This is a genomic window from Anabaena sp. CCY 0017 (assembly GCF_963920885.1).
Classification (GTDB): domain Bacteria; phylum Cyanobacteriota; class Cyanobacteriia; order Cyanobacteriales; family Nostocaceae; genus Nodularia.
This window is the reverse complement of the sequence record NZ_CAWUDG010000010.1, coordinates 64343-76730: the sequence shown is the minus strand read 5'-3', so window position 1 is coordinate 76730 and position 12388 is coordinate 64343. Positions and strand designations below refer to the sequence as shown.

General features: G+C 43.1%; 13 protein-coding genes and 3 tRNA genes. 11 read left to right on the top strand and 5 right to left on the bottom strand.

The features are described 5' to 3' along the window. Nucleotides 1-277: 277 nt before the first annotated feature. Together ACM0OW_RS14050 and ACM0OW_RS14045 are read right to left on the bottom strand one after the other, a co-directional pair. Entirely contained in the window at nucleotides 278-1210 is a 933-nt protein-coding gene (locus tag ACM0OW_RS14050; protein WP_414550723.1) for a glycosyltransferase, read from the bottom strand. A gap of 100 nt (nucleotides 1211-1310) precedes the next feature. After that, nucleotides 1311-2108 (bottom strand): hypothetical protein, encoded by a 798-nt coding sequence (locus ACM0OW_RS14045; RefSeq protein WP_414550722.1) that lies wholly within the window; start codon nucleotides 2106-2108, stop codon nucleotides 1311-1313. Between the two features lie 223 nt (nucleotides 2109-2331). Here ACM0OW_RS14045 and cobU point away from each other — a divergent pair, with 223 nt between their 5' ends. The 5 genes from cobU (at nucleotide 2332) to ACM0OW_RS14020 (ending at nucleotide 5659) form a co-directional block, all read left to right on the top strand. Further along, entirely contained in the window at nucleotides 2332-2883 is a 552-nt protein-coding gene (cobU, locus tag ACM0OW_RS14040) for a bifunctional adenosylcobinamide kinase/adenosylcobinamide-phosphate guanylyltransferase (protein WP_414550721.1), read from the top strand. A gap of 245 nt (nucleotides 2884-3128) precedes the next feature. Beyond that, the gene (locus ACM0OW_RS14035; protein WP_414550720.1) at nucleotides 3129-3563 is read left to right on the top strand and encodes a hypothetical protein; all 435 of its coding nucleotides are present in this window, start codon (nucleotides 3129-3131) and stop codon (nucleotides 3561-3563) included. A gap of 759 nt (nucleotides 3564-4322) precedes the next feature. Continuing rightward, nucleotides 4323-4472 (top strand): hypothetical protein, encoded by a 150-nt coding sequence (locus ACM0OW_RS14030; RefSeq protein WP_414550719.1) that lies wholly within the window; start codon nucleotides 4323-4325, stop codon nucleotides 4470-4472. A 13-nt stretch (nucleotides 4473-4485) separates the two neighbouring features. Next, complete coding sequence (locus ACM0OW_RS14025; protein WP_414550718.1) at nucleotides 4486-5061, top strand: DUF3611 family protein; 576 nt, start codon at nucleotides 4486-4488, stop codon at nucleotides 5059-5061. Between the two features lie 358 nt (nucleotides 5062-5419). After that, nucleotides 5420-5659 carry a hypothetical protein gene (locus ACM0OW_RS14020; protein ID WP_414550717.1) on the top strand — a complete coding sequence of 80 codons (240 nt, stop codon included), beginning with the start codon at nucleotides 5420-5422 and terminating at the stop codon, nucleotides 5657-5659. A gap of 65 nt (nucleotides 5660-5724) precedes the next feature. On the opposite strand, the gene ACM0OW_RS14015 is transcribed toward ACM0OW_RS14020, so the two are convergent. Beyond that, nucleotides 5725-6510 carry a TrmH family RNA methyltransferase gene (locus ACM0OW_RS14015; RefSeq protein ID WP_414550716.1) on the bottom strand — a complete coding sequence of 262 codons (786 nt, stop codon included), beginning with the start codon at nucleotides 6508-6510 and terminating at the stop codon, nucleotides 5725-5727. A gap of 40 nt (nucleotides 6511-6550) precedes the next feature. Then, a tRNA-Leu gene (locus ACM0OW_RS14010) sits at nucleotides 6551-6631 on the bottom strand. 284 nt (nucleotides 6632-6915) lie between these two features. Here ACM0OW_RS14010 and murA point away from each other — a divergent pair. The 5 genes from murA (at nucleotide 6916) to ACM0OW_RS13985 (ending at nucleotide 10117) form a co-directional block, all read left to right on the top strand. Continuing rightward, entirely contained in the window at nucleotides 6916-8295 is a 1380-nt protein-coding gene (gene murA, locus ACM0OW_RS14005) for a UDP-N-acetylglucosamine 1-carboxyvinyltransferase (protein WP_414550807.1), read from the top strand. Nucleotides 8296-8445: 150 nt separating this feature from the next. Then, nucleotides 8446-9321 (top strand): M48 family metallopeptidase, encoded by an 876-nt coding sequence (locus ACM0OW_RS14000; RefSeq protein ID WP_414550715.1) that lies wholly within the window; start codon nucleotides 8446-8448, stop codon nucleotides 9319-9321. A 230-nt stretch (nucleotides 9322-9551) separates the two neighbouring features. After that, nucleotides 9552-9635: transfer RNA gene (locus ACM0OW_RS13995), tRNA-Leu, on the top strand. 71 nt (nucleotides 9636-9706) lie between these two features. Further along, nucleotides 9707-9967 carry a hypothetical protein gene (locus ACM0OW_RS13990; protein ID WP_414550714.1) on the top strand — a complete coding sequence of 87 codons (261 nt, stop codon included), beginning with the start codon at nucleotides 9707-9709 and terminating at the stop codon, nucleotides 9965-9967. A gap of 78 nt (nucleotides 9968-10045) precedes the next feature. Continuing rightward, a tRNA-Gln gene (locus tag ACM0OW_RS13985) sits at nucleotides 10046-10117 on the top strand. 133 nt (nucleotides 10118-10250) lie between these two features. On the opposite strand, the gene ACM0OW_RS13980 is transcribed toward ACM0OW_RS13985, so the two are convergent. Then, a complete protein-coding gene (locus ACM0OW_RS13980) occupies nucleotides 10251-10730 on the bottom strand; it encodes a hypothetical protein (protein ID WP_414550713.1) in 480 nt (159 codons plus the stop codon). Between the two features lie 236 nt (nucleotides 10731-10966). Between ACM0OW_RS13980 and ACM0OW_RS13975 the strand changes: the two genes are divergently transcribed. After that, on the top strand, nucleotides 10967-12280 hold the full coding sequence (locus ACM0OW_RS13975) for a hypothetical protein (RefSeq protein ID WP_414550712.1): 1314 nt from the start codon (nucleotides 10967-10969) through the stop codon (nucleotides 12278-12280). Nucleotides 12281-12388: the final 108 nt, after the last annotated feature.

The following is a 12388-nucleotide window of genomic DNA, read 5'->3' as shown; positions in this document are numbered from 1 at the left end:
CACACAAGTCTTATCAAGTTGCCTAAGAGCGTTTCGATCCCCCCTAACCCCCCTTGATAAGGGGGGAACTAGAATCAAAGTCCCCCTTTTTCTACGCCGAAGGCGCATCCCCGAAGGGGTTTAGGGGGATTTAGGGGGATCAGATCACTTGTGTGTACACCGTAGCCTTACTTAGGAGAGGGGTTGGGGGTGAGGTTCTAGATTGTATTAAATCCACATTTATGAATCATTAAAAAAAATATTCCTAGAGAAACTAGTATTTTAGATGACATATAAATTACGATTTCTTATTAGTTGATAAAAAGCCTTGAATAGCAGCATTTAAGTAACCTATTTGCCCATAAGCATAGACAAGTTTATCAAAACGTTCTGCGGGATTAGCAAAATATTTCAATGCCTTGTATAAACCCCGCAAAAATCGCTCACTACCCCTTTGTAACTGACCAATATCGGCTTTACCTGCAAGTTGTTCACGATAGCATTCACTAATACCTTGCCACCAGCCACGATTTAAGAACCAGGAGCGTTTAAGACGTTCAGGAGCGACATTATGAGCGACTAAAGCTTCAGGAATATATGCAACTTGCCAACCTCGCTCCAGGGCAAATTCTGTCATTTGCAGTTCTTCGTTGGATAATAAATTTTTTCCGACTCGCCCTAACTGAGGATCAAAACCACCGATTTCTGCTAAAAAGCTGCGGCGGAGAGAATAATTCAAGCCTCTAGGGGTTAAGCCTGGCTGCTGAATATAAATCATTTTGTCGCCTAAATCGTATGCTCCCAAATTGCCAGCTAATCCCTGAGATAACCAGCTTGGTGGTTCGGTGTTGGGTGGCCATAACAGGGTAACTTTACCGCCAGCGATCGCTAATTTCGAGTTATTCTGATAGGCAGCATACAAGACTTGCAGCCAGGAAACACTAGCTACGGCATCGTCATCTAAATAAGCGATAATGTCTGCACTGGCAACTTTAGCTCCCGTATTCCGAGCTACAGATAAACCAATGGTAGGTTCAAAGACATATTTAACACGGGAATCGCCCAGTCTTTGTTCTACCACTTCACGGGTGCGATCGCTTGACCCATTATCCACAACCACAACCTCAAAGTCAGCAGTAAAATCCTGTGCTAACAAACTATCAATCGCAGCACCTAAGTAGTTATCTCGATTGTGAGTACAGATAATGGCAGAAATTTGGTGGTCTGGCATAGAAGTGATTTTAAATTTAATTATTTGTTAGTTGCCAGTTTAGTAGAAATACAGTCGTCTTTGGTGTCAATTTAAGCAAAATATAATTTTCAGTTTCTACTCAAGCCTGTTGAATGTTACTGTGGAGAACTACCAAAGTTTCTGCCAATTGACTGAGGCGGGTTTCTAAATACTGCTTACGCCCCAAGAGTTGACGTAATTTTTGATGACGTGCGATCGCCATACTAACTATAGGTAATTGCTCTGATGGACAGGGACGTGACCAGACTTTTCCAGCGTCATCCAAACCACAGAGGCTATAACCAGCACGGGCAGCTTTTTCAGATACTTTACCCGTAGTTGTACAAATTTCTTCCACATAATCCATTAATTGATTAACTTCCCCGTGGCGGAGTGTTGCAGTTCCGCCCTGTTCGGGTTCTTTGAGATTGGATTCTAACCAACCATTCACAATTGGTCCTTCTAAGTAAATATCCTGAATTTGCTGTAAAATTGTCTGGAGTTCAGTCTGCCAGCCGGCGATATGTTGCTGAATTTCTTGCAATATATTCATTGCTAATGCCGGATTAGCACCGTGACGATGGCTACTGAAGGTCGGATTTTTGAACTTAGGTAGGCTGGGTGCTTTGCCGTCAATTTCTTGGGCTGGGAAGGTTTGCACAGAGGGATGGTGAGGAAATAAATCCTGTTCGACAGAATCATGACTTGGGGATTCTGTGGTTAGTTCTTCTATCTGTTTTTCAGATGGTTTATCTGTACTTGCTGGAGATTCCGTTGCACCCACGCTAATCCGAAAGGAAAAAGACGACTTTAAGGAATCACCAGCTTCGGTGGGGAGAGTACTACGATTCCCTAAATCATGTAAAGTTGCTTCAATACGTTTTAAACCAGTTTTCATAAAAATAACCTCAAATTTAGTACAACACGGCTTGATCAACCAACCACTTGAAACCAACGCCAAGCCTATGCGTATAGGCTTTTTGACTTTTTTAAATAATTTTGAATGGGGTCATTGAGTTGATCGCTTTCGCCAATTTTGGCATAAATCATAATAATGATGGTAATTTTAGTTTTGTAAAGTTATTACCAACAAATAATCGTTGTTATAGAAGGGTGCAGCTTTGGGCAAAGTCATCTTAGTTACAGGCCCCTCCAGGTCTGGTAAAAGTGAATGGGCAGAAACTCTGGCAATGCAGTCAGAAAAAATTGTGGTTTATGTGGCAACAGCGACTGAAAACCCAGAGGATGCCGAATGGCAAAAGCGCATTCAAAAACATCAACAACGTCGTCCCTCTGATTGGTCTACACTTTTAGTCCCTGTGGAATTATCTGCTACTTTGGCTGATGCCAAGCCCAATACCTGCCTTTTGGTTGACTCTTTGGGGACTTGGGTGGCTAATCTTTTAGAACAGGATGAGGATACCTGGAAAAATACTCTGGCAGAGTTATTAGAAACTGTAGAACTGGTAGCGGCTGATCTGGTATTTGTGGCCGAAGAAACTGGTTGGGGCGTAATACCAGCTTATCCTCTAGGTCGCCAGTTCCGCGATCGCTTGGGTTCTCTCATCCGCCAGTTAGGGGCAATTTGTGAACCTGTTTATTTAGTCACTGGCGGTCATGTCCTCAATCTCAGCGTTTTGGGGACACCATTACAGCAAAGTGCTGAGTGCTGAGGAGAGACGCGATTTATCGCGTCTGTACAAGAGAGTGCTGAGTATAAAGCCTGTAGGGGCGGGTTTACAGATATGCTCAATTACTAATAATAGTTTTAATAAACCCGCCCCTACATACATCAATGCTTTGAGCGAGCAACATTGTTCTCACTCTGATGAAAACCGCTATAGCAAGTTATCAAAATTTAATTTAAAATTAAGTATTCCAACTGAAAAATATCCGGTAAAAACTTTACAATTTCGATATGGCAACCAAACAAGAAGTTAAAGAGTATCTTGCCTACTGGTTTCAGTTGGGTAAGAAAGTCGTAGTTGGCAATGGTAAGGCAACCTTTTTGCCCACACCAGTTCTGAAAGGCGATCGCTACAGTCAAGAATTTGAAGAATGTTGGCAAACAATTCTCTCCCAGACCACAGGCGACTGTTACCTGGAGGGTACTGATGAAACCATTCGCGAACTACTAACACCAGCTTGGGAAGTCTCGGCTTGTGGCCGTTGTGAAATGCCAGTCCCCATGCGAAGCCTTGGTATGCCTGCCTTATTATGTCCTTGCAATGATTTACCCGATTGGCCTAATACTGAATTACCAGCGCCACGAAGCCCAATTAGTAACCAAGAGCAACTAATGGTAATTAGAAAACGGCTTCAAAATGCTCATAATATTTCCACAACTAATTAATAAGCGTGTAGGGGCGAGTTTACCACTTCTCTCAAAGAGCGCCTGGAGCAAGAAATTTTCTGATTTACGTCATTAGATGCGGCATTCGCAGAAGTGACGACAGAGAATTTACCGAAAATTTGGGTTTAAAGCCCAGTTTAAAAGAAGATGTTTTACGAGACGCACAGCGCGAGGAAAAACAGCGTCCTTGCTTCAATCCCACTCTTTTAAGAGTGGGTTCCTTCTGCCCTCTGCCCTCGTACTTCTGCCTTCTGAATCACTGCTGCGACTGTACTTCCGAAGACCGATAACCGCTATATTTGCAGCCAACAGATGGCAAGCGATCGCGCCTACAACTTACTGATACAGAAATTCTGGAATTTATTGATTACCTAAAGCTTCAAGTAAGCACAAAGTAAGTATTCTAATTCTCAGAAAACATGAGAATAAACCGGGGTTATGGCCGCTTGCCTAGAAATTTTCTAGATCATATCTATATTTAGGTATATACGAAATCTTTCCATATATTTACCGTCTTTTGGGTAGATATCCCGAAAAATTCTGAATAAAATCGTATTAAGACATATTAGACAGAAATTTTAAGTTCTAACCTTTGAGTTATGAATTTCTGATAGAGAGTGCTTACTGTTAAGTGTGCTTATAATTTATGTTGAGGCATCGCAAGTATTAATAAAACTTGTAGGACTTGCTTTTTATACGAGTCTTTTTTGGTTACTTCCTTAATTGGGAAATTGAGTATCGTACCATAAGGCTGAAATTATGGGATTCTATCAGCAAGCCCTCGTAGATATGGCAGCACTCCAAATTAAGGTAGAAGACAATAACCATCAATCAATACCACACACAGCAGGACAAGCAGTTGGTATGCATTTGTCGAGTGTACCTCATAGTTTGACAGCAAAGATTTAGAGAGCAATCCATTATGTCTAGCCACCTAGAATCAAAATCTCATCCTTCAGAGAGGCAGCAAGCTGCTAGTTTACTACGATCATTGGGGTGGAGTGGGTTTTGGATACAATTGGTTTTAACCATTGTTTCTGGACTCATTTTAGGGTTCGCGATTCTTGATCCGAATCTCAACCTCAATCTCAAATCAGGGATCGGTTTGCTGTCCGTGATTGGGGGAATTGCCGCTTTAGGTTTCAGCATTTACTGGTTTTTTCGCTACGTTCATCTTGGGCAACAATTGTCAGCCCAAGAACCAGCTTTATATCCTAGCCGCAAGGAAATAATTCAAGTTTTGCAACTAGGAGTTTCAGTCAACTTGGCAGCAATGTTATTGACTTTAGTCGGTATCGAAACAATTACTGGAGCATTGCTTCTCAAAACATTATCAGTTCCACAAGGCGCTGCTGTCTATCGCACAGGGCAATTGATTGAGCCTATTGATATTTTTGTTGTACAAGCAAATATCAGCATGATTGTGGCTCAATTTGTGGGGATTGGCGTTCCATTTTGGCTTGCAAGTACTGTCAAAGCAAACGCATCTAAAGATTGACGAGTCTAAATACTAAATCTTTCTCCTGCGAGGAGGAGCCACTGCGTTGCGCGGGTTCCCCTCGTTGTAGCCTACAGTGTACACACAAGTCTAAAACCCTTGATTTGGGTAGGGTGCGTTAGGACTAAAGTCCATAACGCACCGAGAATCTAAAGCCCTCTTTTCAACAGATTACCTGACTCCAAAAATTGCCTCACGTTGCGGTTCCTCGGTTCATTGTATAGAGTTGATACAGTGTTATTGGCTTTTTGCACCTAAACACAAATTTAAAGTTATATATGATACAAAATTTGCATTTATAGAAATAGCCATCAAAATTACGCTACTAATTCAGGATTTTTACACAATAATTATCATTATGGAGCAAAATCAGCACAAACAGCGCCACTCCGCAGACCAAGAGTTTCAGAAATCCCTAGAGCATTTAGAGGATATCTTGCCAGAAAATTTGGCTGAAGATGAAGCGAAACCAAAACTTGCTCGTAGCAGTAGAGATGAAGGGGAACTCATTGAAGATTTAATCGATATTGATTTAGCAGAGTTGGAGGATGCTGTTGCTGATATTGAAGCATATCTTGACAAAAAACACAATAAATAGAATTAACTACGAACTACGAATTACGTTAGCGTAGCTCTCCCAAAGGGAGCATTACGAATTACTAATTACGAACTACGAATTTTTTGCCTTTGAGCTTCATACATCATTAAAGCAGCTGCGATCGCCACATTCAAAGATTCTACTCCTGGACTCAGAGGTATTTTCACCTGCTTATCTGCCATGCTAGCTAAATCTGGCGACAAACCCGCCCCTTCATTACCCAGTAAAATTAAACTCGGTTTTCGCCAGTCTACATCCCAGTAAGTTAAATTTGCCGTGGGTAAAGTTGCTACTACTTGCATTCCCGCTTGCTGACTTTGTTTTACTGTCCCTTGCAAATCAGCACTCACGGCTGTAGCGACGCGAAACCATTGACCCGCAGAAGCTCGTAAAACTTTGGGACTGTCTACATCTACACTATCGTCACTCAGCCACAACCCTGTTGCACCCGTAGCCGCAGCCGTGCGAATTATCGTCCCTAAATTACCAGGATCTTGGATAGTTTCCAAAGCTAAGACTAAACCAGTAAAAGGGACTTGAGTTTGATGAATCAACCTTTGGGCTGTAGCAACTACACCATCTGGTTGAACTGTGGTGGCGATCGCTGCTAAAATTTCTTGACTAACGATTTCCACCCTTTCACTGTGGCTACAAGCCTCTTCCCAGAGTTCTGGGTGAGCTGTTTGCCATTCTGGGGTGCAACACACTGTCACCAGAGGATAATTCATCACACAGGCTTCTTGCAGAAGGTGTGTGCCTTCCAGTAAACATAATTGCTGCTTGTGACGCTCCTTGGTAGAGTGCAGCTTGCGGATTTGTTTAACTAAAGAGTTTTGTAGACTTGTTAACACAATTAGGGGTTAAAGATTCGGGATGAAACCCAAATTAATATGCGGAACCCGGGACTTGAACCCGGAAGCCTTGCGGCACTAGAACCTGAATCTAGCGCGTCTGCCATTCCGCCAGTTCCGCTCGTATCGATATTGATCGACAATTTCTTACTATTACCTAAATATTGATTTTTGTCAAGTGCGTTCGTGAAATAATTCTGTTATCTTTCTTATCTTCCTATCCAGATAAAAATTTAGAATCTCCATAAGCCTTGCGGAAGCTTGGTTACAGACTTTAATTACTATCTAAAACCCAAATTATTTATACAAGATGTCAGACAAAATGTAGACTAACCAACTCTTTACTGTAGAATCAAAACCAACTTCTAACCTATAAAATTACCTATTTTTTTTGGAGGTAGGCTTATTAATCCTTCTAGCAGCTTACCAGATGCCAAGCTTTCTCCGGAAGCAGACTCCTCAGTCTTGCAAATATGGGGTGGGCATCCTTTGCGAGGTCATGTAAAAATTAGCGGTGCTAAAAATTCAGCACTGGTAATCATGGCTGGCTCCTTGCTGTGTTCAGGTGATTGTCGCATCCGCAACGTCCCCTTATTGGCAGACGTAGAGCGAATGAGTCAGGTTTTGTTAGCGTTAGGTGTTCGCCTCACCAGACAAGGCGACATTTTAGATATCAACGCCAGCGAAATTACCACATCAAAAGCTCCCTACGAACTAGTTACCCAACTAAGAGCCAGTTTTTTTGCCATTGGGGCAATTCTCGCCCGTCTAGGAACCGCACAAATGCCATTACCAGGTGGTTGTGCCATTGGAGCCAGACCAGTTGATTTGCACGTCCGTGGACTGCAAGCAATGGGCGCTGAGGTGCAGATTGAACATGGCATTTGTAATGCTTATGTTCCAGGTAGTAGTGGCAGACTACAAGGAGCCAAAATCTACCTAGATAGCCCCAGCGTAGGAGCAACGGAAACTTTAATGATGGCCGCCACTCTCGCAGATGGCGAAACCATTCTTGAAAACGCTGCACGGGAGCCAGAAGTAGTCGATCTGGCGAATTTCTGTAACGCGATGGGAGCCAAGATTCAAGGAGCAGGCAGCAGTCAAATTAGAATCTTGGGTGTACCCAAGTTACACTCTCTTGACTACAGCATTATTCCTGACCGCATTGAGGCGGGAACCTTCTTAGTTGCTGGAGCCATCACTCGTTCTGAAATTAGTCTGTCGCCAGTGTTACCAAACCATTTAATTCCAGTCATTGCTAAACTGCGAGAAATTGGTTTAACCATCATTGAAGATGCGCCAGACTGCTTACGTATCCTGCCAGCAGAAACTCTCAGAGCTAGGGATATTGAAACCTTACCTCATCCGGGTTTTCCCACAGATATGCAAGCCCCATTTATGGCTTTATTGAGTGTGGCAGATGGTGACAGCTTAATCAACGAATCCGTCTTTGAAAATCGCCTGCGTCATGCCTCTGAGTTGAATCGCTTGGGAGCAGACATTCGGGTTAAAGGCAATGCTGCCTTTGTCCGGGGAGTGCCAATGTTATCTGGCGCACCAGTCATAGGTACAGATTTAAGGGCATCAGCATCCTTAGTTTTAGCAGGACTAGCAGCTGAAGGACAAACTACATTTCAGGGATTACACCATCTTGATCGTGGCTATGATCGAATTGATCTGAAACTACAGCAACTAGGAGCGAAAATTCTACGCGTTGGCGATGTGCCGGCAGATACAGAATTAGCTTCTAATAGCAGTATTCCTCCAGCATCGATTTCGACTTAACTAGAGGACTGGATGTAGGGGCGGGTTCAGTAATATTCTCGTTAATGTGGAGTGATATCTGTAAACCCGCCCCTACTCAGCACTAAGGAAACACTCGTTATACTAAACAAGGGAGGCTGTTGATATTTTGTTTTTCCAGCTTGCTATATCATGTCCTTGTTTAAAACTCCGCTCATCGGTTTAAAAGCTGACTCCTTTCGTCATCCATTAGACCTACAAGCCACCACATCTCTAAAGCAGATCCCAGGTCTGGATATGATGGTGCGAAATTGGCTCGGTCCAATGGCAGAACAGGTTTTTTATGTAGAAAATATTGCCGCCAGTGTGCTTGTTGGTGAAAAACAACTGCCTGACTTATACAACTTATTGTTAGAAGCTTGCAAAATCCTGGATATAGAGCCTCCCCAGTTATATATCCGCCAACATCCGGCTCCTAATGCCTATACCTTTGCTATGCGGGGTAAGCAACCTTTTATTGTCATGCACACTTCCTTGGTGGATATGCTCACACCACAGGAAATACAAGCTGTAATTGCCCATGAGTTAGGGCATCTGAAATGTGACCACAGCGTTTATTTAACACCTGTAAATATATTGGTGTTAGCAGCCTCAATTGTACCCAACGTTGGGACATTTCTGGCTCAAGCCATACAGTCACAATTATTAGAATGGGTACGTTGTGCTGAGTTTACCTGCGATCGCGCCGCATTGCTAGCCACCCAAGACCCCAAAGTTGTGATGTCGGTATTAATGAAGTTAGCCGGTGGTTCACCTATCCTTGCGCCCCAACTAAACTTAGATGCCTTTGTTGACCAAGCTCGTGCTTACGATGATATTAGTAAAACCGAACTGGGTGAAATGGTCAAGGAAGCTCGCACATCCCAATTAAGTCATCCAGTCCCAGTCCTACGCGCTAGAGAAATTGACCGTTGGTCTAGCAGCACAGAATATCAATCTTTACTGCAAGGTGAGCTGCTGAAGTCTAAGAATGAAACTACCTCTCAAGGTAGGTGGCGCAATTGGTAGCTTTGCCCTTGCTCCTCCAGTAGCTTGCATTACGGCGGAACACCAAACCCACCGCAATAATTAATTGAACTCTCCCCTCTCCTTAGTAAGGAGAGGGGCTGGGGGTGAGGTTCTATATTTTATTAAATCCGCATTCCTTCGCCTTGCAAGATTCCAAGAGATCAACAAAATTTTTTTATTTACTGGTTGCAATTTCATTAAATAGGCTATAATGTTAAAGTCACACCCAAGGGCGGGTGGCGAAATTGGTAGACGCACCACACTCAAAATGTGGCGGCCTTGCGGTCATAGGAGTTCGATTCTCCTCCTGCCCACTTAAAACAGTCTTAAAAATATATGTTACATTTGACATATATATTACTTATCTACCTAAAAAACTAAAACCATGCAACTTAAAAGATGGGAATCTCCTCGTAGAGAAGGGAGAAACGATAAAGGCAGAGGCGGTTCCGCCAGAAAGCGGCAACTCAAAAAACAAAGACAGATGTTACGCCAAAAGCTAAAACAAGCTGACAAACCAAATAACAAAAAAAACTATGGACAGAGGGAAGAAAAAATTCTTCCCTCTTTTTTGTCGCCGATATACAGAGAAGTTCGCCGAAAGCGAGTTTCCAGCCACAAACAACAGATGCAAATCAGCATTTAAATTATTTTTACCAAATATCTGCTCAAGGTACTTGACATTATACCGGGATAAGATGCTATAGTGATTCAAGTCAATCGATGGGGCGTAGCCAAGTGGTAAGGCAGCGGGTTTTGGTCCCGCCATCCCTAGGTTCGAATCCTAGCGCCCCAGCATATTAAGGAGTAGAGCAATCTGCTCCTTCTTTTTTGTGTTTATCCTCATTCGGCTGTGTAACAGGGGATGCGTGAAGATAAAAGCCTATCTAGCGAGACGCTGATGCGATCGCCTTTAGGCAAAGAGATTGTCAATTTTCAGGAGATTTCAAAGCTTGATCCAAAACTTCCCGTGCGTGTTCGGCTTTAGATCGTGCTTCCTGATAACGCAAATTAGCCTGAGCGAAGTTTTTTAAGACTTTAAAACCTTCCTTAAGACGAGCAATTTCCTCTTCACTCACTGAATTATCTGAAAACAGAACATCCACAGCTTTACGAATTTCTAGGGCATCAGCGCGTGATTCCTGCACCTTCAGCTTGAGTGTGGCGAGATTATTCAAAATCTGAACAGCTTGTGTAATGCTGTCCTCACCACTAGCAGAATCATTAGCCGCTTCCTTCACTTCAATTAATTGTTGAGGGCCAAATCCCTCTTCCAGTTCTGTGGGAAGCTTCCCAGCATCCATCAATTCCATCAGCTGATCCATAGCTTTCTCACGGGCTTTGGCTGAATCTTTTCCAGAAACAGTGAGCAGAATTTCTGGGCTTTGAGCGAGAGTATAATGAACCATATTTAAAACTGAAAAATTGCTGATTAACCAAGCCAAGCGGGATAATTATAACATTAAGGACGTGGGAGGCAAAAGCTACAGCGATTAGTCATTGGTCATTAGTCATTAGTCATTGGGAAGTTACTGTCTTCTCCCCCCTGCTCCCTGCTCCCCTGCCTCTTCCCCCCAGTCGCCAGCTAAAATAAAACTTTATACTTAAGAAAGATTAAACTAAATTTTAACAGGAGGGAAGAGTAGTGACTCCCAATCCCACCATCATGCAAGCTGTAGAGAAACTGGGCTACCGAGTAACTGTTGGTGATGTGTCAAGTCAGGCTGGCTTGAATCTCGCCGAGGCTGGACAAGGGTTATTAGCTTTAGCTTCTGATGCTGGCGGACATTTACAAGTAGCGGAAACAGGTGATATTGTTTACCAATTTCCGCGAAATTTCCGCGATGTTTTACGGAATAAATACTTTCAGATCCGGTTGCGGGAATGGTGGAAAAAGGTCTGGGAAGTCCTTTTTTACCTGATTCGGATTTCTTTTGCTATTTTCTTAATTCTTTCTATTGTCCTCATCACTGTTACTATCTTTATCATTGTTACTGCCTCCAACTCAGATCGGGACGGCGACAGTAGGGGTAGCAGTTCTAGAGGTGGGGGGTTATTCTTTTTCCCATTCCCAGATTTATTTTGGTATTTTAGCCCTAACTATCGCGATCGCCAACAACAAAGGCAATACCAAAGACACCAACAAACCAGCCAAGAAAGCAATATGAATTTCTTTGAGGCTGTATTTTCGTTTTTGTTTGGTGATGGTAATCCTAATGCCAATTTAGAAGAACGCCGATGGCAAGAAATTGCGGCTGTAATTCGGAATCATCAGGGTGCGGTAGTAGCAGAACAAATTGCGCCCTATCTGGATAATCTTGGAGAAAGTTATACACAAGACTACGAAGATTATATGCTGCCGGTGCTGATTCGATTTAATGGGCAACCAGAGGTAAGTCCCGAAGGGCAGATTGTCTATTATTTCCCAGAGTTGCAAGTCAAAGCCACTAAGACGCGTCACCAGTCAGTCCCAACACACCTAGAAGAATATCCTTGGCGTTTTAGTGCGGCGAGTTCAGGACAGATTATGCTGTCGGCTGGTTTGGGTGTACTCAACTTTGTAGCAGCTTTAATATTGGGAGGCTTGATAGCCGATGGTACAGCAGCTGCCCAATTAGGCGGATTAGTCGCTTTTGTTGAAGGGATTTATTGGCTGTTGTTGGGTTACGGCGCAGGTTTCTTAGGTGTACCGTTAGTGCGTTACTTTTGGATTCAATGGCGGAATAAAAAGATTGCTGCACGTAACCGCGATCGCCTGTCCCGATCTAGACTATTAACCAACCCAGATAACGCTTTACTGCAAAAAATTGACTATGCACAGCAGTTTGCCACAGAAAAAGTCATCGGCAGTGAAGATTTAGTATATTCCAGCGAAACCGACTTAATCGACCAAGAAATTGAGCGTTCTGCACAAATTGATGCCGAATGGCAAAGACGTTTGCAAGAAGGAAGTGAGTAGAGACGCGATAAATTGCGTCTTTAGCAGAAAGCAGGAAGCATCAGTGCCAATTTAAGACATCAACCCAGATGTCAATTGTAGAGACGCGATTTATCGCGTCTTGAGCAG

What these genes read in the sequence shown, in the direction of transcription:
- ACM0OW_RS14050 (WP_414550723.1), bottom strand. Translation starts at nt 1,210, where the DNA reads ATGCCAGACCACCAAATTTCTGCCATTATCTGTACTCACAATCGAGAT.
- ACM0OW_RS14045 (WP_414550722.1), bottom strand. Translation starts at nt 2,108, where the DNA reads ATGAAAACTGGTTTAAAACGTATTGAAGCAACTTTACATGATTTAGGG.
- ACM0OW_RS14035 (WP_414550720.1), top strand. Translation starts at nt 3,129, where the DNA reads ATGGCAACCAAACAAGAAGTTAAAGAGTATCTTGCCTACTGGTTTCAG.
- ACM0OW_RS14030 (WP_414550719.1), top strand. Translation starts at nt 4,323, where the DNA reads ATGGGATTCTATCAGCAAGCCCTCGTAGATATGGCAGCACTCCAAATT.
- ACM0OW_RS14025 (WP_414550718.1), top strand. Translation starts at nt 4,486, where the DNA reads ATGTCTAGCCACCTAGAATCAAAATCTCATCCTTCAGAGAGGCAGCAA.
- ACM0OW_RS14020 (WP_414550717.1), top strand. Translation starts at nt 5,420, where the DNA reads ATGGAGCAAAATCAGCACAAACAGCGCCACTCCGCAGACCAAGAGTTT.
- ACM0OW_RS14000 (WP_414550715.1), top strand. Translation starts at nt 8,446, where the DNA reads ATGTCCTTGTTTAAAACTCCGCTCATCGGTTTAAAAGCTGACTCCTTT.
- ACM0OW_RS13990 (WP_414550714.1), top strand. Translation starts at nt 9,707, where the DNA reads ATGCAACTTAAAAGATGGGAATCTCCTCGTAGAGAAGGGAGAAACGAT.
- ACM0OW_RS13980 (WP_414550713.1), bottom strand. Translation starts at nt 10,730, where the DNA reads ATGGTTCATTATACTCTCGCTCAAAGCCCAGAAATTCTGCTCACTGTT.